We start from the raw sequence: 22100 nt of genomic DNA, 5'->3' as shown, positions 1-22100 counted from the left end.
CCGAGAGCCCATGCCATGTCCCTTCGCCACGCCCTGAATCCGGCCGTGTCCCGACTCGGCGTCAAGCTGTTCGCGATCATCCTGATCGTCAACGTCGCCATCTCGGGGCTGGTCTTCATTGCCGTGTCGAGAAGCCTCGACCAGGGCTTCATCGAGTACCTGGACCGGACCCAGACCCGCCGCGCCGAGACCCTGGCCACCGGGCTCGCCGACGAGTGGGCAAGGCGCGGCGACTGGCAGTGGCTGCGCCAGTCGCCACGGGCCTGGCATCAGGTGGTGCGCCGCCAGCTGTGGCCCGGCGAGGCGCCACCTGAGGGCATCGAACGCCGCCTGGGCGACCCCAAGGACTTCGTGCTCCACGACGCCGGCGGCCTGCCGGTCATCGGCCTGCCGCCGGACAACGATCTCGAGGCCGCGGAGCTGCGTTGGCTGCCCATCGTTAGCGACGGCGAGCGGGTCGGCACCCTCGGCTATCGTCCGCCACAGCAGCTGATGGCGCGCATGGATCGCATCTTTCTCACACAGCAGCAGCGCAACCTGACGATCATCGTCGGCGCCCTGGGACTGGCCTCGCTGCTGCTCGCGGGGGGGCTCTCCTGGTGGCTGGGGCGGCGGGCCCGGGGCATGATGCTCGGCACCCGCCGGCTCACCGAGGGCGACTACAGCATCCGCCTGCCCGAACGCGGCCGCGATGAACTGTCGAGCCTGTCGCGGGACTTCAACGTGCTGGCCGCGACCCTGGAGGCCAGCCGCGAGGCCCGCAGCCGCTGGGTCTCGGACATCGCCCACGAGCTGCGCACCCCGCTGGCCGTGCTGCGCGGCGAAATCGAGGCGATGCAGGACGGCATCCGTCCGCTGGACCTCGACAGCCTCGGCTCGCTGGGCCAGGAGGTCGGGCAGCTGGAGCGCCTGGTGGCCGACCTTCGGCTGCTGTCGCAGAGCGATGCCGGCGCCCTGGAGGTGCAGCTGGCACCGCTGGACCTGGCCGCCAGCCTGGGCGATCGCCTCGACGAGGCCGGCACCTGGCTGAAGGATGCCGACATCACGCTCGAGACCGACATCCCCGGCCCGGCCTGGATCCGCGGCGACACCCAGCGCCTGCGCCAGCTGTGGACCAATCTGCTCGACAACACCTGTGCCTACACCCACACGCCAGGACGGCTGCGGGTCACGCTCACTGCGGTAGGCGACCATTACCGGCTGTGCTGGGAAGACAGCGCGCCCGGCGTGCCGGAGGCGGAGATGCCGCGGCTCACCGAGCGCCTCTACCGGGTCGAGGGCTCGCGCAATCGCGCCAGCGGCGGCAGCGGCCTGGGCCTCTCCATCGCCATGGCCCTGGCCCGTGCCCACGGCGCCGAGATGACGCCCAGTGCCTCGTCGCTCGACGGGCTATGCTGGACCCTGACCTTTCCCGCCATCGCCGATCATCAGCTCAGGGAGGAAGACGCATGAGCACAACGGAACTCGCGACCGATACCGTCCTGATCGTCGAGGACGAACCCAAGATCGCCCGCCTGGTGGCCGACTACCTGACGGGCAGCGGCTTCGCGCCGCATCACCTGGAGCACGGCGACGCCGTGATGCCCTGGCTGGAGGAGCGCGAGGCGCTGCCCGAGCTGGTGCTGCTGGACCTCATGCTGCCCGGCACCGACGGCCTGACGCTGTGCCGCGAGATCCGCCAGCGCTGGCCCGGCGTGGCGATCATCATGCTCACCGCCCGGGTCGAGGAGGTCGACCGCCTGCTGGGCCTGGAGCTCGGCGCCGACGACTACATCTGCAAGCCGTTCAGCCCCCGCGAGGTGGTGGCCCGAGCCCGGGCCGTGCTGCGTCGCAGCCGCGCCGCCACCGCGCCGGAGGAGGCACCGGAGGAGGCCCAGCTGAGCCTCGACGACGAGGGCTGGCGGGCGCTGGCCGATGGCCACGACCTGGGGCTGACCGCGGTGGAGTTCCAGCTGCTGCGGGTGATGATGCACTCCCCCGGGCGCATCTTTTCCCGCGAGCAGCTGATGGATCACATGTACCGCGACCATCGCATCGTCTCCGAACGCACCGTGGACAGCCACATCAAGAAACTGCGCAAGAAGATCGCCGAGATCTGGCCCGAGCGCGAGATCATCCGCTCGGTCTACGGCGTCGGCTACAAGTACCAGCCTGAGGAGTGACAGGACACGAGCCGGACGGCGTCCTCGAAGTTTGCACGCTGGCTGCAAACCGCTTGCACACCCGGGGGCGACAGTGAAGGTGTCCATTCGAGGCCAAGAGGATTGCCCGAGATGAAGAAGACGCACCTGACCCGCACGCTGTTCGCCCCCGCCCTGCTCGCCGCCGCCATCGCGCCGCTGGCGTTCTCCGCCAGCGCCGCCCCCGGCCACGGCGAGGCCCATGGCCAGCCCGGCTTCCACGCCGAGCAGCGCGAGGCAATGTTCGACCGCGCCGGCATCGATGCCGAGACCCGTGACGAGCTCGCCGAGGCCCAGCAGGCGCATCGCGAGGCCATCCAGGAACTGCGTCAGGACTATCGCGAGCAGATCGACGGGATCCTCGACGACGAGCAGCGCGCGGCCCTGGACGAGGCCCGCCAGCAGATCCGCCAGGAACATCGCACCGAGGCGCGGGAGGCGATCAAGGCCCGGGTCGATGCGGTGATCGACGGCTGGGACCTGGACGACGAGACCCGCCAGTCGCTGGACGAGCTGCACCACGCCTTCATGGATGATGCCCAAGCGCTGAAGGCCCAGTCGTTCGACTCGCGAGACGAACGCCGCCAGGCCTGGAAGGCGATGCGCGACCAGCACCATGATGCCCTGGCCGAGCTCCTGAGCGAGACCCAGATCGCCGAGCTGGAGCAGGCCATGCGCCCGCCCCATGACGGCCCGGGCCATCGCGGCGAGCGAGGCCATCACGGCAAGCCCGGCTCGCATGGCGGTCCCGAGCGGGCCGAGCAAGACGCCTATTAACGCTTAAATTTCATAAAGTTACAGCACACCACGCCCGGCCACTGGCCGGGCGTTTTCGTGTCCGAAAGCAAAAGAATACTTCGCCTTGCGATCCGTGCTGTTGCAGGCATCAGGGGATGTGCGTATTTTATTTGAACGTTCATTCAAAAAAAGAAGTCGCCCCTGCGACAGGAGTCATTTGCGAATGTCGGATTACACCGCCCATCCCGAGCGACGAGATCGCATCAATCGCACCGTCTTTCACGGCAGCGTGACAGGCATTCTGGTCTTCCTGGTGCTGACCATGACGTTCACCGAGGAGGCCGGCGCCTTTTTCGACGCCGCCCTGGCCTGGGTGAGCGACACCTTCGGCTGGTACTACATGCTGGCCGCCGTGGTCTATCTGGTCTTCGTGATCGCCATCGGCTGCTCACGCGTCGGCAACATCCGACTCGGCCCCGACCACGCCCGGCCCGAGTTCTCGCTGCTGTCCTGGGCCTCGATGCTGTTCGCCGCGGGCATCGGCATCGACCTGCTGTTCTTCTGCGTGGCCGAGCCGCTGTCGCACTATCTAACGCCGCCGGACATGGCGCCGGAGAGCGCCGCGGCCATGCGCGCCGCCGTGCCGCAGACCTTCCTTCACTGGGGCCTGTCCGGCTGGGGCATGTACGTGCTGATGGGCATGGCGCTGGCCTACTTCAGCTATCGCCATCGCCTGCCGCTGGCCATCCGCAGCGCCCTCTACCCGCTGCTCGGCAAGCGCATCAACGGCCCGATCGGCAATGCCGTGGACATCACCGCGGTGATCTCCACCGTGTTCGGCATCGCCACCAGCCTCGGCATCGGCGTGATGCAGCTGAACTACGGCCTGACCTTCATGTTCGGCGTGCCCGAGAGCCTGGCCACTCAGGTGGTGCTGATCGTGCTGGTGATGATCCTGGCCACCATCTCCGTGATCACCGGGGTCGAGAAGGGCATCCGCCGCCTGTCCGAGTTCAACATGGCGCTGGCCGTGGCGCTGCTGCTGTTCGTGCTGTTCGCCGGCAACACCCTGCACCTGCTCGATGCCATGGTGCTCAACGCCGGCGACTACCTGAGCAGCTTCGTCGGCAAGAGCTTCGACACCTACGCCTTCGCCGGCGAGGATGCCCAGCAGTGGAAAGGCTGGTGGACCATCTTCTTCTGGGGCTGGTGGATCGCCTGGACGCCCTTCGTCGGCCTGTTCCTGGCCCGCATCTCGCGCGGCCGCACCATCCGCGAATTCGTGCTCGGCGCCCTGCTGCTGCCGCTCGGCTTCATGATGGCCTGGATGTCGATCTTCGGTAACAGCGGCATCGAGATGGTCGCCAACCAGGGCCTCGTCGAACTCGGCGAGCAGGCGCTGAGCGCGCCGCAGACCACCATCTACACCTTCCTGGAACAGTATCCGTACATCGGCATCACCGCCTCGGTGGTGACCATCCTCGGCATCGTGTTCTTCGTCACCTCCGCCGACTCCGGCGCCCTGGTGCTGGCGAACTTCACCTCCATCCTGTCGGACGTGAACCACGACGCCCCGATCCGCCTGCGCGTGTTCTGGTCGGCCACCATCGGCCTGGTGACCGTGGCGCTGCTGATGGCCGGCGGCCTCTCGGCGCTGCAAAGCGCGGTGGTGATCACCGCCCTGCCCTTCTCGCTGGTGATCTTCGCCATCATGGCCGGCATGAGCCGCGCCCTGAAGCTGGAGTGCACCAAGGCCGACACCCGCCGCCAGATCGGCGCCACCGGCACCCACAGCGACTGGCGCGAGCGCCTCGACCGGGCGCTGGACACCTCCAACCGCGCCGGCGCCGCCGCCACCCTCGAGCACGCCATCCGGCCGGCCCTGCGCCAGTTCGCCGAGGAGCTGGAGAGCCGCGGCCAGACGGCCACGGTGACCGAGGAGGCCGTCGAGGGCGAGCCGCTGCGCCAGCTGACCCTGCAGGTGGACTTCGACGACGCCGCCAGCTTCGTCTACCAGGTCCGCGCCCACCGCCTACGCACCCCGAGCTTCCTGCCGGTGGACGACGACTACTACGTGCGCTTCGACGTCTACCTCAACGAGGGCGGGCTTGAGCAGGACCTCAACGGCTACACCCGGGCCCAGGTGATCCATAACGTGGTCACCGAGTACGAGCGCCATCTCTACTTCCTGGCCCGGGCCGGTCAGGACAACGCCAACGTCCAGGCGATGCCGGGCTCGGTGGGCGAACCGCCCCAGGACCTGAATCCGGCCTGAGTCTGACGCTCCGTGCCCTGGCGACGGCGACCCTCGGGTCGCCGTCGTCGTGTCCGGCCCGCCTATCGGTTCCTTGTCCCGCTCGATGCCCGAGGCATGCCCGACCGAGCATCGAAAGAAGGCGGGGCACGACTCACGTCGTGCCCCGCCTCGTTCTGTTGCCGCTTGCCGGGCCCTGGCTCGCCCACGGCCTACTGCATGTCGAGCACCACCCGGCCCTCGATGTTGCCGTCGATCATGCGCTGGAAGACGTCGTTGATGTTTTCCAGCCGGTCACCGTGGACGGTGGCCTTGACCTTGCCCTCGCCGGCGAAGTCCAGGGCCTCCTGCAGGTCCTGGCGGGTGCCGACGATGGAACCACGCACGGTGATGCCGTTGAGCACGGTATCGAAGATCGGCAGCGGGAAGTCGCCGGGCGGCAGGCCGTTGAGCGAGATGGTGCCGCCGCGGCGCACCATGCCCTGGGCCTGCTCGAAGGCCTTGGGCGAGACCGCGGTGACCAGCACGCCGTGGGCGCCGCCGATCTCGCGCTTCAGGTAGGCCGCCGGATCGGTGGTCAGGGCGTTGACCGTCACGCTGGCGCCCAGGCGTCTGGCCAGCGCCAGCTTGTCGTCGTCGATGTCCACCGCGGCGACGTTGAGCCCCATGGCCCGGGCGTACTGCACCGCCATGTGGCCGAGCCCGCCGATGCCCGAGATCACCACCCACTGGCCGGGGCGGGTGTCGGTCATCTTGAGGCCCTTGTAGACGGTGACCCCGGCGCACAGCACCGGCGCGATCTCGAGGAAGTCGACGTTGTCCGGCAGACGCCCCACGTAGCCGGCATCGGCCAGGGTGTAGTCGGCGAAGCCGCCGTTCACCGAGTAGCCGGTGTTCTGCTGCGATTCGCAGAGGGTCTCCCAGCCGCCCAGGCAGTGCTCGCAGTGGCCGCAGGCGGAATACAGCCAGGGCACGCCGACCCGGTCGCCTTCCCTGAGATGGGTCACGCCCTCACCCACCGCGGCCACGTGGCCGACGCCCTCGTGCCCCGGGATGAAGGGTGGCTCGGGCTTGACCGGCCAGTCGCCGTGGGCGGCGTGAAGATCGGTGTGGCAGACGCCGGAGGCGGCCACCTTGACCAGGATCTCGCCGCGCCCGGGCCGCGGCACCTCGACCTCCTCGAGACTCAGCGGCTCACCGAAGGCCCGCACCACGGCGGCTTGCATCGTGCTGTCCATGTGCTTTCTCCTCAACAACGGGTAGGGGAGCCCCGCCGCCGGAGGCGACGGAGCAGGCTGCGTCAGGGAGGGAATGCCCCGGGTTCGATGCCCGGGGTCGGGGCTTTCCGGGAATGACGGCGCCATGTCACTGGCACAGCGACACGTCAGTCTTTCCTAGAAGAAGCCGAGGGGATTGGTGTCATAGCTGACCAGCAGGTTCTTGGTCTGCTGGTAGTGCTCGAGGGCGACCTTGTGGGTCTCGCGGCCGACGCCGGACTTCTTGTAGCCGCCGAAGGCGGCGTGGGCCGGATACTGGTGGTAGCAGTTGGTCCACACCCGGCCGGCCTGGATGCCGCGGCCCATGCGGAAGGCGACGTTGATGTCGCGGCTCCAGACCCCGGCGCCGAGGCCGAACTCGGTGTCGTTGGCGATGGCCAGCGCCTCTTCCTCGTTCTTGAAGGTGGTCACCGCCACCACCGGGCCGAAGATCTCCTCCTGGAAGACGCGCATCTTGTTGTGGCCCTTGAGCAGGGTCGGCTGGATGTAATAGCCGCTGTCATAGGCCGGATCGAAGTGCTCCTTGTCGCCGCCGGTCAGGAACTCGGCGCCCTCCTCGCGGGCCACCTCCATGTACGACATGATCTTGTCGAACTGCTCCTGGGAGGCCTGGGCGCCGACCTTGACGTCGGTGTCCAGCGGGTTGCCGCGAGTGATGGTCGCGACCTTCTCCATCACCTTGGCCATGAAGGCGTCGTAGATGTCTTCCTGGATCAGCGCCCGCGACGGGCAGGTGCACACCTCGCCCTGGTTGAAGAAGGCCAGCACCAGGCCCTCGGCGGCCTTGTCGATGAACTCGGGCTCGGCGTCCATGATGTCGGCGAAGTAGATGTTCGGCGACTTGCCGCCCAGCTCCACGGTGGAGGGAATGATGTTCTCGGCGGCGCACTTGAGGATGTGCGAGCCCACCGGGGTCGAGCCGGTGAAGGCGATCTTGGCGATCCGGGTGCTGGTGGCCAGCGCCTGGCCGGCCTCGGCGCCGTAGCCGTTGACGACGTTGACCACGCCCGGCGGCAGCAGGTCGCCGATCAGCTCCATCAGCTTGAGGATCGAGGCCGGGGTCTGCTCGGCGGGCTTGAGCACCACGCAGTTGCCCGCGGCCAGCGCCGGCGCCAGCTTCCACACCGCCATCAGGATCGGGAAGTTCCAGGGAATGATCTGCCCCACCACGCCCAGCGGCTCGTGGAAGTGATAGGCCACGGTATTGGCGTCGATGTCCGCCGCGGTGCCTTCCTGGGCGCGGATGCAGCCGGCGAAGTAGCGGAAGTGGTCCACCGCCAGCGGCAGGTCGGCGTTCAGGGTCTCGCGCACTGCCTTGCCGTTGTCCCAGGTCTCGGCCACGGCCAGCAGCTCGAGGTTCTGCTCGATGCGGTCGGCGATCCTCAGCAGGATATTGCCGCGCTCGGCGGCCGAGGTCTTGCCCCAGGCCGGTGCCGCGGCGTGGGCGGCGTCCAGCGCCTTGTCGATGTCCTCGGCGGTGGAACGGGGAATCTCGCAGAACGGCTTGCCGTTGACCGGGCTGACGTTGTCGAAATACTGGCCCTTGACCGGCGGCACGAACTCGCCGCCGATGTAGTTGCCGTAGCGCGCGTCGAAGCTCACCGCGGACTCGGGGCTTCCGGGGTTGGCGTAGATCATGGCGTGTCTCCCGCTGTTGTGGTTATGTGACTGCCACCCCAGTCTTGGCCAGCCCCGACGTCTAGGACATACTGCGATGGCAGGAGAACGCCTCCTCCTTCGGTAGGAGGGCCCAGGGAAAGACGGACCGGCGCCCGAGCGTTCCAAGGAGTCCCCCATGAACACCCTGATGGTGGCCGACGACCACCCACTGTTTCGCGAGGCGATCGGCGCGGCGATCCGTGCCGGCCTGCCCAACTGCCGGCTGCTCGAGGCCGGCAGCCTCGAGGATGCCCTGAAGGGCATCGCCGAGGAGAGCGAAGAGCTCGACCTGCTGCTGCTCGACCTGGGGCTGCCCGATGCCGCCGGGCTGGCCGGGCTCGAGCGGCTGCGCGAGGCCTGTCCGGCGCTGCCGGTGGTGGTGGTCTCCGCCGAGCGCGAACGCAACCTGATCCTCGAGTCCATCGCCCTGGGCGCGGTGGGCTACATTCCCAAGTCGACGCCGCGCCGCGCGATGCTCGAGGCGCTGCGCCAGGTGCTGAGCGGCCAGATCTACCTGCCCCCGGACATCATGCGCCGTCCGCCTTCGCCCACGCTGGAGGATCATGCCTCGTTCGCCGCGCCCCCCACCCCGGAGGCGCCCTCGCCGCTGGACGCCCTCACCGACAAGCAGCTCGAGGTGCTCGCCCGCCTGGTGCGGGGCGACGCCAACAAGGTGATCGCCCGGGATCTCGACATCGCCGAGACCACGGTCAAGACGCATGTCTCGGCGATCCTGCGCAAGCTCAACGTCGGCAGCCGGGTCCAGGCCATCCTGGCCGCCGACCAGGGTGAGCTGGCCGCCCGGCTGGCACGCCTGTCGCCCACGACGCCACAGCACGACTAGGCGCCGCCCGCCTCCAGCCGATGGGCGATCAACAGCCTCAGCCGCAGCGGCTTCACCGGCTTGAGCAGGCAGTCGTAGCCGCGCTCCCGGGCCCGCTGCGTGAGCTCGCCATCCTGATGAGCGGAGATCACCACCACGCCGAGCCCGGGGTGGCGTCGGCGCAGCCGGTCCGCCACGCTGAGCCCGTCCGGGTCGCCTGGCGCCAGCTGGTAGTCGACCAGCAGCAGGTCGGCGCGCTCGCGCCGGCCGGCGGCCTCCAGCGCCGCCGGCGTGGCCGCGCAGCGCACCCGACAGCCCCAGCCCTCCAGCAGCGCCGCCATGCCCTCGAGGATCGCCGGGTCGTCGTCGAGCACCCAGACCCGCGCCCCGCTCAGATCGTGCATGCCCGGCGGCACCTCCGCCGTCGGCGCCTCCTCGCGCCGGCCATAGGGCACCCGGATCGAGAACAGCGCCCCGCGCCCCGGCCGCGAGGCCAGATGCAGCGGGTGATCGAGCATGGCGGCGATGCGGTCGACGATGGCGAGCCCCAGCCCCAGGCCGCGATCGCCCTCGGCCGGCTCGCTCACGGCGCGACGGAACTCGAGGAAGATCGCCTGCTGCTGGGCCTCGTCGATACCGGGCCCGGTATCGCCGACCAGGATCTCGAGCCCGTCGCGGCGGCGCCGGCAGCCCAGCAGCAGCCGGCCGTGCTCGGTGTAGCGCACCGCGTTGGTCAGGAAGTTGCGCACCACCCGGGCGAGCAGCGCCAGGTCGGAGCTGACCACGGCCTCGCTGGGCACGTAGCGGAAGTCGAGCCCCCGGGCACCGGCCAGCTGGCGGAACTCCTCGGCGATGACGTCGAGCAGCTCGGCCACCGGGAAGGTCGCGATATCCGGCGTCAGCACGCCCGCGTCCAGCCGCGAGATGTCCACCAGGGTGCCGAGCAACGCCTCGACGTCCTTGAGCGAACGGCCGATATGGCCGACCTGGCGCGCCGCCGCCTCGGGCAGGGCCTGGTCCTCCAGGGCGCTGGCGAACAGGCGGGCGGCGTTGAGCGGCTGCAGCAGGTCGTGGCTCACGGCGGCCAGGAAACGGGTCTTGGAACGATTGGCCGCCTCGGCCTCGGCCCGGGCCTCCTCCAGCGCCTCGAGGGTGCGATGCAGGCTGTCGGTGCGCTCGCGCACCTGCTCGGCGAGCAGCACGGCGTGTTCGAAGGCGCCGTAGGGCGCACCGTCGGCCATGCCGGCGGATTCCACCCGCTCGATCAGCGCGCCGCAGATGCGCCGCAGTCGCGCGTTCTCCTCCACCAGCGCGCGTTCGCGCTCGGTGGCGGGCTCGATGTCCGCTCGCTCAGTCCCGAGATCCAATCGCCACCCCCGTGAAGGTCTGGTTGATGTGCCGTCCCTGGTGCTGCTCGCCGTAGGTGTTGAAGCCCACCACCCGTGCCTCGGCCAGCCGACGCGAGGCCTCCTCCATCCGCCCCTGGGCCTCCAGCTCCAGGCGCCGCAGGAAGCAGTCGCAGCCGAGGATCAGCGCCGGCGGCCCGAGGCGTCGCTCCAGCCCCTCCAGCATTCCGGAAAGCTCCTCGAGAAGCGGCGCCGGCTCCATGGCGGTCAGCACGATGCCGTTCTCCACCGCACAGTAGAAGCGCAGGCCGCCGTCGTCGTCGACCCGCTGGATCGAGCGCACGTAGTGGGACTCGCCGATGCGCACCGCCAGCGGATGGTGGGCGAAGACCCCGGGGTCGAGCTCGGTGACCGAACGCCCCACCAGGCGGGCATACTCCTCGGCGGCGGGCGCGGCATTGAGCTCCAGCACCCGCCGCCGCTCCCGGTCCACCGCGGTGACCACCAGCTTCTCGCGGCGTGGCCGCAGATGATGGGTGGTGAAGACCTCGAAGGGCCGGCGGCTGGCGATCATCACCACCACCGCCGAGGCATCATGGAAGCCGCCATCGGCATAGACGTAGGTGTGACTCAGACGGTTGTCGTCGCCGGCGGAGCCGCCGAAGTTCGGGATGCCGCCGAGCGCGGCCTCGAGGGTCGACAGCACCTGCTCCTCGCGGCTGGAGAGGCCATCGAGCAGGGTCAGCACGAAGGGACGAACGTCGTCGCCGGGCGACCGGCGACGACAGTCGGCGAGCAGGCCGTCGACCATCCGCTGCGCCTGGGGCAGCGCGAAGGCGTCGAGGTCGGCGACCCGCGCGCAGGCGATGGCGAACTCGGGCCGGTCGAAGCCGATGGCCACGATGCAGCCGCGGCCGTAGCCCACGGGAGTGATCTCGCCGGCCGTGGTGCAGCCGGCCAGGGGCACAGGGGCGAAGGCACGCTCCAGGGCTTCGCCGAGTGCCGCCAGCGGATAGTCGGCGCTGCAGAAGAACAGCACGAAGCCGAGCGCTGGCCCGGCCAGCGCCTCGGACAGCTCGGCGGCGGCCCGTTCGGGGTCGAGGCTGTCGCTGGCGGCCGTGCGCGGCGAGGCGGGCCGGTGGGAAGAAGCGGGAGAGGCGGAAGCAGCGGGCATGGCGACCTCGCGAGACGACGATCTGCGCAGTGTAGGCGGCGGCCGGCCACGGCCACAACGCCCCGCGTCCGATGCCAGGCTCAGGGAGCGGCGGTCTCGCCCTCCAACGCCGCCAGGGCCTCGTCCAGCCGCCGGCGCAGGGCGGCCAGGGTCGCCTCCTCGCCGGCCAGGGCATCGTCCCGGGCGGCATGCTCCAGCCGGGCGGCCAGCGCGGCCACCCGTACCGCCCCGAGGGTGGCGGACTCGCCCTTGAGCTGATGCGCCAGGCGCTGCACGTCCTCGGCCTGGTACGCGGCGAAGGCGGCGTCCAGCGACGCGAGATGCCCCTCGGCTTCCTGGCGATAGCGCGCCACCAGCGCCACCATCGCCTCGGCGTCGAGACTCTCGCGCAGCGCCGCCATCGCCTCGTCGTCCAGCGTCGGCTCCGCCGCCGTCACGGGCTCGCCGGAGAGCGTCGGCGAGGCCGGTCGTGCCAGCGTCTCCCGACATGCCAGATGGCGATGCAGCACCTTGAGCAGCGAGGCCTGCAACAGCGGCTTGGCCAGATAGCCGTTCATGCCCGCCGCCAGGCAGCGCGCCTGATCGCCCAGCGGCCCGCCCGCGGTCATCGCCACGATCGGCATGTCGGCCAGCCAGCCGCCCCGTGAGCGGATGCGCCGGGTCACCTCGAGGCCGTCCATGTCCGGCATCTGCACGTCCATGAACACCAGATCGAAGCGCTCCTGGGCGACGCTCGCCAGGGCCTCGGCGCCGGAGCTCGCCAGGCTGGCGCGACACCCAAGCTTGGTGAGCATGGCCAGCGCCACCTGCTGGTTGACCGGATTGTCCTCGACCACCAGCAGGCGGGCGTCGTGCAGGGCGGGGCTGTCCAAGGCCAGCGCGGTCGTCGAGGCCTCTGCCGGAGCCGCCGCCTCGAGCAACGGCACCCGGAACCAGCAGCGGCTGCCCTCGCCGGGCCGGCTTTCCATGCCGATCTCGCCGCCTAGCGCCTCCACCAGTCGCTTGCTGATCGCCAGCCCCAGGCCGCTGCCGCCGAAGCGACGCGCCGTGCCGGGATCGCCCTGGCGGAAGGGTTCGAACAGTCGGGAGCGCTGATCGGCGGTGATGCCACAGCCGGTATCGATCACCGCGAAGCACAGCTCCCCTTCGCCGTCGCGCTCCACCTCGACGCGAACCGTCCCCTCGTCGGTGAACTTCAAGGCGTTGGACAGCAGGTTCAGCAGCACCTGACGCAGCCGGCCGGGGTCGCTGATGACATGGGCCGGCAGCGTCGGATCGAGGATTCGCTCGAGCCGCAGGCCACGGGCCTCGGCGTGGGGGCGAAACAGCGATACCGCGCCATCGACGAGCTCGGACACATTCAGGGTGCGATGCTCGAGCTCCAGGCGACCGGCCTCGATCTTGGAGAAGTCGAGGATATCGTTGATCAGTTCCATCAGGCGGCTGGCGCTCTCATGGATGGTGTCGGCGTAATGACGGGCCCGCTCGGGCAGGGACTGCTCCACCAGCAGGTCGCTCATGCCGATCACGCCGTTGAGCGGCGTGCGGATCTCGTGGCTGACGGTGGCGAGGAACTCGGACTTGGCCTGACTGGCCGACTCGGCGCGACGCGCCGTGGTCTCCAGCTCGCGGCTGAGCGATTCCAGGGCGCGACGCGCGGCGGCGTTGTCACGGGCCTCGCGAATCAGGAAGGTCACCACCAGCATGGCCGCCACGCTCATGCCCAGGATCAGCGCCAGCAACAGGCCATAGAGCCACTGCAGGCGATCACGCTCGTGGGTCGAGACGCTCGCCAGATGCCCGTTGATGGTGATGATCAACCGCTCGGCCGGCCGGCTGATCCTGCCCAGGCGCTCGATCATGTCCTGGCGGGCGACCGGGGTCAGGGTATCGAGCCCCTGCAGCCGCCTGTCCAGCGCTTGCAGCTGCTGCTCGATCTCGTCGACCAGCGACTCGGAGCCGGGCACCCGATCGATGAGATCGGCGATCTTGCCGCCACGCAGCAGCGTCAGCCGGCTGTAAAGAAGCTCGAAGCGCAACCGCGCCTCGTCGAGGGCCTCGGGGGCCGCCTCGCTCATGGCCAGGTAGCTGCGCAGCTCGACGGCGTCACGGTCGAGCTTGTAGGCGTGCCAGACGGTATCGCCGCCGACCCGCCAGACCAGGCTGTCCTGGCGCCAGGCGACCAGTCCGACCAGCAGGATGGCGGCGACGAACAGCAGCAGGGCCGCGACGACGCCGAGCTTCAGGCGCAGCGGAGAATGGCGCACCGGGCGGCTCCTCGTCGGTCAGTGGATCTCGATGCGCACGACCTGCCACACCGAGCGAAAGCGGGTTTCCTCGTTGAGCAGGTGGGGGCGTTCGTCGAAGGGATAGAGCACGAACAGGGGGCCGAAGCGGCGGATCGGCATGGGCTCCCCGTCGCGCGTCATCGCCAGGATGACGCCGTAGCGGGTGAAGTCGCTGAGCGGCACCTCGGCCTCGAAGCCGTTCAGCGCCATCACCCTGGCCTGGTCGCCCCGTGCGCCCACCGCCTCGAATATCGCCTCGCCCAGCGGGCCTTCGTAGCGGGCCGACGCCTCGTGCCAGGGGGTGTGAGTCTCGATGATACGGGACGGCAGGGCCTCGAGCATGGCGCGATCGAAGCGCGCCTTGCCCTCGCCGTTGGTGCGCGTGATGTCGCCGCTGACGGTCAGCATCACGCGCCCCTCGGGCTCGGGCAGGGGCTCGGCGGCGGTCGCCGCCAGGCACCAAGGCAGGACCAGGATCAAGGGCAGCAGGCGTCGAAGGCGCATGTCGGGGCTCCGGATTGGCAGTCTCGGCGCCAAGATTACGCGAATCCCGCCACGCCGTCAGGCACGGCAGCGGAAGCGCGCGCCTGCGGCTCAGGCCCGCGTATCCCCCTCGTCGGTATCGATGCGCACCAGGTCCTCATAGGCGTGCCAGCTGGCATGGCCGAGCACCGGCAGGATCAGCGCCAGGCCGATATAGAAGGTGGCCACCCCGACCATCACGCACCCGGTGATGATGGCGGCCCACAGCATCATCGGGCGCAGGTTGCCGGCCACCGCCCGGATGCTGGCCTCGATGCCCTCCATGAAGGTCAGGTCCTGGTCCATCAGGGTCGGAATGGCCACCACGCTGATGGCGAAGGCGCCGAAGGCCAGCAGCGCCCCGACCGCCGTCCCCACGGCCAGCATGCCGAGCCCTTCCACCGTGGTCAGCAGCGTCGCGTAGAGAGTCGCCGGGTCCGGGGCGCCGAGGCCGAAGAACAGCGCGAACAGCAGGGTGGCGAGGCGGATCCAGGCGAGAAAGAAGATCATCATCATCACGCCCATCATCGCCAGCGAGCCGACATGGCCGGTCCAGGCACCGAAGGCGTCGCCGAGGGTCGGCTCGCGCCCGGCTTCCAGCGCCCGGCTGATGCCGTAGGAGCCTACCGCCACCAGCGGACCGAGGAACATGAAACCGGCGATCAGCGGCAGCAGCCAGTGCCACAGCCCCAGCACGAAGGCCCCCGCGGTGATGGCGAGGCTCAGCCCCACCCAGAACAGCCCGTAGGCCAGGCTCACCGTCGTGGCACGCCGGAAGTCGGCGAACCCTTCGGCCAGCCAGATTCGAGGCTTGTCCATGCCGATCGGACGAATGCGGATTCGCACCTGAGAACCGTCCTTACCGCCGCTCTTCGTGGCTGCTGCACACATGGTGACACCCCCGTTTGCCGACGCTGGAGTCCCGGATTTGCCGGGTCGAGCAGGCGACCGCCGTCGCCCCTTCGGCCCGGCATCGCCGCCTGTCACTGGTTACTCTAGTCGTTCCCCCGCCACCCCGCCGTGATCCGGATCATTCCCGCCGACACGACGACGCCCACGCCCCCGGGTGGGGACGTGGGCGTCGCGGAACGCGGAACGCGCCTCAGCGCACGATCATCACCGACATCTTGCTGTGATGCACCACATGCTCGGCGTTGGGACCGAGCACGTAATCGGCGAACTTGCGCTTGTTGTGGGAGGCCATCACGATCAGGTCGATGTCGAGCTTCTTGGCGGCCTTGATGATCGCCTCCCAGGGCGAGCCATCGACGATCACGCTCTGCACCTGGACGTTGTCCGGCACGTGCTGCTGGATGAACTCGTGCTGTGCCTTGGTCACTTCCTGGTGAGCCTTGGCGGCGAAGTCCTCGGGGAAATAGGCCCCCACCAGCGGCATGCGGTAGTCCGGCATCACCGTCACCACGTGCAGAGAGGCACCGAAGCTCTTGCACAGTGCCAGCGCCGTGGGCAGCGCCTTGCTCCAGGAGGCCTCCTCGTTGAGGTCCACCGGCAACAGGATCTTGCTATACATGGGTCACCTCCATCAGGCCGAGATCGGCTTGCCACCGCGATCGCGGCGCCGCCGCTGAAGCATCACCACCAGGGCCAGCACCAGGAAGGCGGGAATCCACATCCACTCCTTGGTCCAGCGATCCACCGGCGCCTGCACCTGGATGATTTCCTGGTCGAAGTCGAAGCCGAGCTTCGCCGCCTCGCTGCCGTAGGTGACCATGTCGACCATGGCACGATCGTCCTCGACATTGAGCATCAGCCCCAGGTTCGACAGGCGATCCTCGCCGGTCTCGCCGTCCGGCACCGGCAGCGTCATGTAGGTGGTCATCGGATCGCCGTAGGCGTCCAGGCCGCTGATCTGCAGGCGCAGCGAGGAGTCGGGGTCGGCGTTGCCCAGCGCCTCGACGAACTGCGCCGGCGGCACGTCCTGGTAGGGATCATGGATCATGTCCATCCAGAAGCCCGGGCGGAACAGCGTGAAGGCCACCAGCAGCAGCAGCAGCGACTCGTACCAGCGATTGCGGGCGATCATGAAGCCCTGGGTCGCCGCCGCGAAGATCAGCATCGCCACCGTCGCCACCACGAAGATCAGGATGCCCTGCAACAGCGAGACATCGATCAGCAGCAGGTCGGTGTTGAAGATGAACAGGAACGGCAGCGCCGCGGTGCGCAGGCTGTAGTAGAACGCCTGGAAGCCTGTACGGATCGGGTCGCCCCCGGAGACCGCCGCCGCGGCGAACGAGGCCAGCCCCACCGGCGGCGTCACGTCGGCCATGATGCCGAAGTAGAACACGAACAGATGCACCGCGATCAGCGGCACCAGCAGGCCGTTCTGCTCGCCGAGCTGGACGATCACCGGCGCCAGCAGCGCCGACACCACGATGTAGTTGGCCGTGGTGGGCAGGCCCATGCCGAGGATCAGGCTGAGCACCGCGGTGAGCAGCAGGATCAGCAGCAGGTTGCCCATGGAGAGGATCTCCACCACATCGGCCAGTACCAGGCCCACGCCGGTCTGGGACACGGCGCCGACGATGATGCCCGCCGTGGCGGTGGCGATGCCGATGCCGATCATGTTGCGGGCACCGGTGACCAGGCCGTCCCAGAGGTCGTGGAAGCCTTCGCGCACGTCCGCCGCCAGGTTGCTGCGGTGACGGAACATGGCCGTGATCGGGCGCTGGGTGATCATGATGAAGACCATGAACACCGTGGCCCAGAAGGCCGACAGCCCAGGCGACAGGCGTTCCACCATCAGGCACCAGATCAGCACGATCACCGGCAGGATGTACTGCAGGCCGACCATCACCGTGGGGCGGGTCTGGGGCAGCTTGTAGACCGGCTCGTCGGGGTCATCGAGTTCCAGCTCCGGATAGCCCGAGGCCAGCTTGAGCAGGCTCACGTAGACCGCGGCCAGCACCACGGCGACCACCCAGGGCGTGGCATCGCCGAGCACCGGCTTGAGCCAGCCGAGGCCGTAGTAGACCACCAGGGCGGTGATCATCATCAGCAGCAGCCCGGCCAGGAAACCCACCGCCTTGCGCACCAGCGGCTTCGGCGGATTGCTGCTCTCGAGGCCCTGCATGTTGGCCTTGAGGGCCTCCAGGTGGACGATATAGACCAGCGCGATATAGGAAATCAGCGCCGGCAGGAAGGCATGCTTGATCACCTCCACGTAGGAGATGCCGACATACTCGACCATCAGGAAGGCCGCGGCGCCCATCACCGGCGGCATGATCTGGCCGTTGACCGAGGAGGCCACCTCCACGGCGCCGGCCTTCTCGGCCGGGAAGCCGACGCGCTTCATCATCGGCACGGTGAAGGTACCGGTGGTCACCACGTTGGCGATCGAGGAGCCGGAGATCAGGCCGGTCATGCCGGAGGCCACCACGGCGGCCTTGGCCGGACCGCCGCGATAGTGGCCGAGCAGCGAGAAGGCGACCTTGATGAAGTAGTTGCCGGCCCCGGCCTTGTCGAGCAGGGCACCGAACAGCACGAACAGGAACACGAAGCTGGTCGACACGCCCAGGGCGATGCCGAACACCCCCTGGGTGGTCAGCCACTGGTGGTTGACCAGCCCGTTGAGGCTGACCCCGCCGTGGGCGAGGATACCCGGCATCCAGGGCCCGGCCAGGCTGTAGACGAGGAACACCAGGGCCACGATCATCAGCGGCGGCCCCAGGGCACGGCGCGTCGCCTCGAGCAGCAGCACGATGCCGATCACGCCGACGATCACGTCCTGAGTGATCGGCGCGCCGGGGCGCTGGGCCAGCTGTTCGTAGAACATGAACATGTAGGCGCCGCAGAACGCCGCGGCGAAGGCCAGGCCCCAGTCCAGCAGCGGGATGCGATCCCGCGGCGAGCGCTTGAGGGCCGGATAGGCCATGTAGGCCAGGAACAGCGCGAAGGCCAGGTGGATGGAGCGCGCCTCGGTGGCGTTGAAGACACCGAATCCCAGCACGAAGGGGATCGGCGAGGCGATCCACAGCTGGAACAGCGACCAGACCGCGGCGATGCTCACCAGCAGCTTGCCCGGCGTTCCCGCCGGCTTGCGCGCCCCCGAGTCGCTGGAGGCGACCATGTCCTCCAGATCGACCTCGGCGCCCGGCGCCCTTGTCTTGTCGTCAGTCATAAGCGTGCCCTGGTTGGTTAAGATGACACATGGCGTGCTCGACGCTCTCTTTCACTCTTTTTTCGGAATCACAAACGCAATGCGCGGCCCTCGGCGAGGGCCGCGCATGCTTTGGCGAATGACGCAGGTTCAGCGGCTGACGATCACTCGATCCAGCCCTGTTCGCGGTAGTAGCGCGCGGCCCCTTCGTGGAGCGGTGCCGAGAGCCCCTGGGTGACCATTTCCTGCGGGTCCAGGTTGGCGAAGGCCGGGTGCAGCTGCTTGAAGCGATCGAAGTTGTCGAAGATCGCCTTGACGGTCTGGTAGACCACCTCGTCGCTGGTATCGGAGTCGGTCACGAAGGTGGCCGCCACGCCGAAGGTCTCGACGTCGTCCGGGTTACCCTTGTAGAGCCCGCCCGGGATCACCGACATGGAGTAGTAGGGATACTCGTCGACGATGCCCTGGACGTCCTCATCGTTGAGCGGCACCAGGCGCGAATCGACGGTGGTGGTGGCTTCCTGGATCGCACCGTTGGGGTGGCCGACCACGTAGGCCATGGCGTCGATGTTGTTGTCGGCCAGGGCGGAGGCCATCTCGGCGGCATCCAGCTGGGAGGCCAGCGAGAAGGAATCCTGGGTCCAGCCCTTGGCGTCCATCACCACTTCCATGGTGTTGCGCTGGCCGGAGCCCGGGTTGCCGATGTTGACGCGCTTGCCTTCCAGATCGTCGAGGGTCTCGATGTCGGCGTCGGCGCGGGCCAGGATGGTCAGCGGCTCGCCGTGCACGCGGAAGACGGCCCGCAGCTTGTCGTAGGCCTCGTCCTCGAAGTTGCCGGTGCCGTTGTAGGCCTGGAACTGGACGTCGGACTGCACCACGCCCATGTCCAGCTCACCGGACTTGATGCCGTTGATGTTGGCCACGGAACCGCCGGTGGAGGGCGCGTTGCACTTGATGTTGGCGTCGTCGAGACGATTGACCAGGCGGCAGACGGACTGGCCGACCACGTAGTACACGCCGGTCTGGCCACCGGTGCCGATGGTGATGAACTGCTCTTCGTCCTGCGCCATGGCCGGCGACGCGAACATGGCAGCACCCAGCAGCGCACCGGAGAAGGCGGCGGTGGAGAAAGCATGGCGTTTCATTGACGCACCTCGTTGACGTTGTTGGCAAAACGTTTGGCAAAGCCATTCGATCGACGGCGCATCCTGAGCCAGTTCGATCTATTCGACAATACCTACTTTAGCGAAAAAACGTCTGTCCGATGGAGTTTATTGCTTCCACCCCAGTGTAGTTGCCGTCAACGTTCGTGGCCCATTGCCTTGGCCAACGCCCGCACCGCGGCGGCAAGCGGCGCCTTGTCAGCCGCCCGGGACGGCCGCCAGACTGGGAAGGGCACCCAGCCCAGGAGGATCCCGACATGCACGCCCACGCATCGCGCATCGAATGCCGTCAGGGCGACATCGCCCGGCAGGACGACATCGAGGCGGTGGTCAACGCCGCCAACGCCCGGCTGATGAGCGGCGGTGGGGTGGCCGGCGCCCTGCACCGCGCCGCCGGCCCCGAGCTCGCCGAGGCCTGCGCGCCCCTGGCGCCGATCCATCCCGGCGAGGCCGTGATCACCGACGCCTTCGGCCTGCCCAACCGCCATGTCATTCACTGCCTGGGGCCGGTCTACGGCGTCGATGAGCCCTCCGACGCGCTGCTGGCCGACTGCTACCGCCACGCCCTGGAACTGGCGCAGCGGCATGACATCGAGAGCCTCGCCTTTCCGGCGCTGTCCACCGGCGCCTTCGGCTATCCGGCGGCCGAGGCGGCGCGCATCGCCCTGTCCACCGTGCTCACCACCCTGCCCCACTGTCCGGCGGTCAGGCAGGTACGCTTCGTGCTGTTCGACGCCGCCGGCGCCGAGCTGCATCGGCACACCCTCGAGGCCCTGAGCGCAGGCTGACTCAGACGTTGTAGCCCAACAGCTCCGGCAACCACAGGGCGAGCTGCGGGAAGATCACCACCAGCGCCAGCGCGCTGGCCATGGCCGCCACGAACACCAGCGCCCAGCCCACGGTCTGCTCCAGGCGCACCCGCGCCACCTCGGTGGTGACCATCAGGTTGACCGCCACCGGCGGCGTGAACTGGCCGATGGCGATGTTCATCGCCAGCAGGATGCCGAACCACACCGGGTTCCAGCCGAAGTGCTGCATCACCGGCACCAGGATCGGCATCATGATCAGGTAGATCGAGATGGCATCCAGCAGCATCCCGGCCAGCAGCACCGCCAGCATGATCAGCACCAGCAGCAGCGTGCCGTTGTCCGACAGCCCGATCACCCACTCCGCCAGGTGGCGGAAGGTGCCCAGCATGGTGCCGGCCCAGGCGAAGATGCCGGCCAGGGCGATGATCAGCATCACCACCCCGGAGATCACCGCGGCCTCGCCGAGCAGCGCCCAGAGGTCGCGCCAGCCGAGCTCGCGGGTCAGCCACAGGCCCACCACCACGCCATAGGCCACCGCCACCACCGCCGCCTCGGTGGGCGTGAACAGTCCCGAGCGCAGCCCGCCGAGGATCAGCACCGGGGCGAACAGCGCCGGGATCGCCTGGCGGAAGCTCTCGCCGATCGGCGGACGCTCCGTCTCGCCAGGCGCCTCCCAGCCGTTACGCTTCGACAGCCACCAGGCCGGCACCAGCAGCGCCGCCCCGGCCAGCATGCCCGGAAACAGGCCGGCGGCGAACAGCGCGCGCAGGTCCACTCCCGGCACCACGATGGAATACAGGATCAGCGCCACCGAGGGCGGAATCAGGATCGCCGTGGAGGCCGACGCCGCGATCAGCGTCGCCGAGAAGGGCCTGGGATAACCGGCCTTGGTCATGCTGGGCAGCATCACCATGGCCACGGCCGCGGCATCGGCCGGGCCGGAGCCGCTCATGCCGCCCATGATCATGCACACCAGCACCGCCACCAGCGCCAGGCCCCCGTGGCGCGGGCCGATCAGCGCCTGGGCGAAGCGCACCAGTCGCGCCGCCACCCCGGCACGCTCGAAGATCAGCCCGGTGAGGATGAACAGCGGAATGGCGATCAGCGGGTACTTGGCGACGCTGTTGTAGGTGTTGGTGCCCAGCGTCGCCAGCATCGCCGGCGACAGCCCGGCGACGATGCCCACCGCCCCGGACAGCCCCAGCGAGAAGGCCACCGGTACCCCGGCGATCAGCAGGCCGGCGAAGGCCAGCAGCATCCACAGGTCAGGACTCATCGTCGAGCCCTCCGCGCAGGCGGTCGAGGGTCTGCTGGCACTGGCGCCACAGCATCAGCCCGGCGAGCAGCGGCAGCCATACCAGGTACCACCACTGGGGCAGTCCCAGGCCCGGCGACAGGGTCTCCCACTGGTATTCCTGCCACGCCAGCTTGCCGCCGTACCAGGCCACCAGCCCCAGCACGACCAGCCCGCACAGGCCCTGGAACAGGATCAGCGCGCGCCGCGGCCCCGGCGGCAGGGCCCGCTCCAGCAGGGCGATGCGGATATGGCGATGGCGGCGCAGCGCCACCGAGGCGCCGGCGAAGGTCAGCAGCACCAGCAGGAACACCGAGAATTCCTCGGTGAAGGCGAAGGAGGCGTCGGTGACGTAGCGCACCACCACGTTGGCCAGGCTGATCAGGCCGATGATCAGGATGGCCAGGGTCGCGAGCACGCGCTCGAGTCTTGCGTCGGGACGTTTCATGACGGGGG

18 protein-coding genes are annotated in these 22100 nt (G+C 68.9%); 6 read left to right on the top strand and 12 right to left on the bottom strand.

Annotated elements, in window-relative coordinates; translation table 11 throughout:
• Nucleotides 1-15: 15 nt before the first annotated feature.
• The 4 genes from UN84_RS02210 to betT all read left to right on the top strand — a co-directional run bounded on the left by UN84_RS02210 (nt 16) and on the right by betT (nt 5193).
• Nucleotides 16-1452 (top strand): ATP-binding protein, encoded by a 1437-nt coding sequence (locus tag UN84_RS02210; protein WP_035594877.1) that lies wholly within the window; start codon nt 16-18, stop codon nt 1450-1452.
• The gene (locus tag UN84_RS02205) at nt 1449-2162 is read left to right on the top strand and encodes a response regulator (RefSeq protein WP_046079307.1); all 714 of its coding nucleotides are present in this window, start codon (nt 1449-1451) and stop codon (nt 2160-2162) included. Before UN84_RS02210 ends, UN84_RS02205 begins: the two co-directional genes overlap by 4 nt.
• Nucleotides 2163-2273: 111 nt before the next feature.
• A complete protein-coding gene (locus UN84_RS02200; RefSeq protein WP_052719359.1) occupies nt 2274-2957 on the top strand; it encodes a hypothetical protein in 684 nt (227 codons plus the stop codon).
• A 184-nt stretch (nt 2958-3141) separates the two neighbouring features.
• Complete coding sequence (gene betT, locus UN84_RS02195; RefSeq protein WP_046079308.1) at nt 3142-5193, top strand: choline BCCT transporter BetT; 2052 nt, start codon at nt 3142-3144, stop codon at nt 5191-5193.
• Between the two features lie 191 nt (nt 5194-5384).
• Here betT and adhP read toward each other — a convergent pair whose 3' ends face one another.
• Nucleotides 5385-6410 (bottom strand): alcohol dehydrogenase AdhP, encoded by a 1026-nt coding sequence (gene adhP, locus UN84_RS02190; protein ID WP_173834944.1) that lies wholly within the window; start codon nt 6408-6410, stop codon nt 5385-5387.
• A gap of 156 nt (nt 6411-6566) precedes the next feature.
• Nucleotides 6567-8087, bottom strand: a complete 1521-nt coding sequence (gene exaC / locus UN84_RS02185) for an acetaldehyde dehydrogenase ExaC (protein WP_046079309.1) — start codon at nt 8085-8087, stop codon at nt 6567-6569.
• Between the two features lie 157 nt (nt 8088-8244).
• On the opposite strand from exaC, the gene UN84_RS02180 reads away from it, so the two are divergent.
• Nucleotides 8245-8952 carry a response regulator gene (locus UN84_RS02180; RefSeq protein WP_046079310.1) on the top strand — a complete coding sequence of 236 codons (708 nt, stop codon included), beginning with the start codon at nt 8245-8247 and terminating at the stop codon, nt 8950-8952.
• On the opposite strand, the gene UN84_RS02175 is transcribed toward UN84_RS02180, so the two are convergent.
• The 8 genes from UN84_RS02175 to UN84_RS02140 all read right to left on the bottom strand — a co-directional run bounded on the left by UN84_RS02175 (nt 8949) and on the right by UN84_RS02140 (nt 19523).
• On the bottom strand, nt 8949-10298 hold the full coding sequence (locus UN84_RS02175; protein WP_046079311.1) for an ATP-binding response regulator: 1350 nt from the start codon (nt 10296-10298) through the stop codon (nt 8949-8951). The genes UN84_RS02180 and UN84_RS02175 overlap by 4 nt on opposite strands.
• Nucleotides 10282-11451 (bottom strand): nitric oxide-sensing protein NosP, encoded by a 1170-nt coding sequence (nosP, locus tag UN84_RS02170; protein ID WP_046079312.1) that lies wholly within the window; start codon nt 11449-11451, stop codon nt 10282-10284. The genes UN84_RS02175 and nosP overlap by 17 nt, the downstream gene beginning before the upstream one ends.
• 80 nt (nt 11452-11531) lie before the next feature.
• Entirely contained in the window at nt 11532-13718 is a 2187-nt protein-coding gene (locus UN84_RS02165) for an ATP-binding protein (protein ID WP_046079313.1), read from the bottom strand.
• A gap of 18 nt (nt 13719-13736) precedes the next feature.
• Nucleotides 13737-14243, bottom strand: coding sequence for an oxidoreductase (locus tag UN84_RS02160; protein ID WP_035594906.1), 507 nt, complete (start codon nt 14241-14243; stop codon nt 13737-13739).
• 90 nt (nt 14244-14333) lie between these two features.
• Entirely contained in the window at nt 14334-15152 is an 819-nt protein-coding gene (locus UN84_RS02155; protein ID WP_035594908.1) for a DUF2189 domain-containing protein, read from the bottom strand.
• A 211-nt stretch (nt 15153-15363) separates the two neighbouring features.
• On the bottom strand, nt 15364-15792 hold the full coding sequence (locus UN84_RS02150) for a universal stress protein (RefSeq protein WP_046079314.1): 429 nt from the start codon (nt 15790-15792) through the stop codon (nt 15364-15366).
• Between the two features lie 12 nt (nt 15793-15804).
• On the bottom strand, nt 15805-18399 hold the full coding sequence (locus UN84_RS02145) for a TRAP transporter permease (protein ID WP_046079315.1): 2595 nt from the start codon (nt 18397-18399) through the stop codon (nt 15805-15807).
• Between the two features lie 143 nt (nt 18400-18542).
• On the bottom strand, nt 18543-19523 hold the full coding sequence (locus UN84_RS02140; protein WP_046079316.1) for a TAXI family TRAP transporter solute-binding subunit: 981 nt from the start codon (nt 19521-19523) through the stop codon (nt 18543-18545).
• A 275-nt stretch (nt 19524-19798) separates the two neighbouring features.
• Between UN84_RS02140 and UN84_RS02135 the strand changes: the two genes are divergently transcribed.
• Nucleotides 19799-20329 (top strand): macro domain-containing protein, encoded by a 531-nt coding sequence (locus tag UN84_RS02135; RefSeq protein WP_035594919.1) that lies wholly within the window; start codon nt 19799-19801, stop codon nt 20327-20329.
• A gap of 1 nt (nt 20330) precedes the next feature.
• Here the strand turns inward: UN84_RS02135 and UN84_RS02130 are convergent, their stop codons facing one another.
• Together UN84_RS02130 and UN84_RS02125 are read right to left on the bottom strand one after the other, a co-directional pair.
• Entirely contained in the window at nt 20331-21626 is a 1296-nt protein-coding gene (locus UN84_RS02130) for a TRAP transporter large permease (protein WP_035594922.1), read from the bottom strand.
• A complete protein-coding gene (locus UN84_RS02125) occupies nt 21616-22092 on the bottom strand; it encodes a TRAP transporter small permease (protein ID WP_035594926.1) in 477 nt (158 codons plus the stop codon). The genes UN84_RS02130 and UN84_RS02125 overlap by 11 nt, the downstream gene beginning before the upstream one ends.
• Nucleotides 22093-22100 lie beyond the last annotated feature (8 nt).

Source organism: Halomonas sp. HG01 (assembly GCF_000968715.2).
GTDB classification, from domain to species: Bacteria; Pseudomonadota; Gammaproteobacteria; order Pseudomonadales; family Halomonadaceae; genus Halomonas; species Halomonas halophila.
This window is presented reverse-complemented; position numbering and strand designations above follow the sequence as displayed.

Bases quoted from the DNA above. Each gene is read 5' to 3' on its own strand.
- UN84_RS02210 (WP_035594877.1), top strand. From the start codon at position 16: ATGTCCCTTCGCCACGCCCTGAATCCGGCCGTGTCCCGACTCGGCGTC.
- UN84_RS02205 (WP_046079307.1), top strand. From the start codon at position 1,449: ATGAGCACAACGGAACTCGCGACCGATACCGTCCTGATCGTCGAGGAC.
- UN84_RS02200 (WP_052719359.1), top strand. From the start codon at position 2,274: ATGAAGAAGACGCACCTGACCCGCACGCTGTTCGCCCCCGCCCTGCTC.
- betT (WP_046079308.1), top strand. From the start codon at position 3,142: ATGTCGGATTACACCGCCCATCCCGAGCGACGAGATCGCATCAATCGC.
- adhP (WP_173834944.1), bottom strand. From the start codon at position 6,410: ATGGACAGCACGATGCAAGCCGCCGTGGTGCGGGCCTTCGGTGAGCCG.
- exaC (WP_046079309.1), bottom strand. From the start codon at position 8,087: ATGATCTACGCCAACCCCGGAAGCCCCGAGTCCGCGGTGAGCTTCGAC.
- UN84_RS02180 (WP_046079310.1), top strand. From the start codon at position 8,245: ATGAACACCCTGATGGTGGCCGACGACCACCCACTGTTTCGCGAGGCG.
- nosP (WP_046079312.1), bottom strand. From the start codon at position 11,451: ATGCCCGCTGCTTCCGCCTCTCCCGCTTCTTCCCACCGGCCCGCCTCG.
- UN84_RS02160 (WP_035594906.1), bottom strand. From the start codon at position 14,243: ATGCGCCTTCGACGCCTGCTGCCCTTGATCCTGGTCCTGCCTTGGTGC.
- UN84_RS02155 (WP_035594908.1), bottom strand. From the start codon at position 15,152: ATGTGTGCAGCAGCCACGAAGAGCGGCGGTAAGGACGGTTCTCAGGTG.
- UN84_RS02150 (WP_046079314.1), bottom strand. From the start codon at position 15,792: ATGTATAGCAAGATCCTGTTGCCGGTGGACCTCAACGAGGAGGCCTCC.
- UN84_RS02145 (WP_046079315.1), bottom strand. From the start codon at position 18,399: ATGACTGACGACAAGACAAGGGCGCCGGGCGCCGAGGTCGATCTGGAG.
- UN84_RS02140 (WP_046079316.1), bottom strand. From the start codon at position 19,523: ATGAAACGCCATGCTTTCTCCACCGCCGCCTTCTCCGGTGCGCTGCTG.
- UN84_RS02135 (WP_035594919.1), top strand. From the start codon at position 19,799: ATGCACGCCCACGCATCGCGCATCGAATGCCGTCAGGGCGACATCGCC.
- UN84_RS02130 (WP_035594922.1), bottom strand. From the start codon at position 21,626: ATGAGTCCTGACCTGTGGATGCTGCTGGCCTTCGCCGGCCTGCTGATC.
- UN84_RS02125 (WP_035594926.1), bottom strand. From the start codon at position 22,092: ATGAAACGTCCCGACGCAAGACTCGAGCGCGTGCTCGCGACCCTGGCC.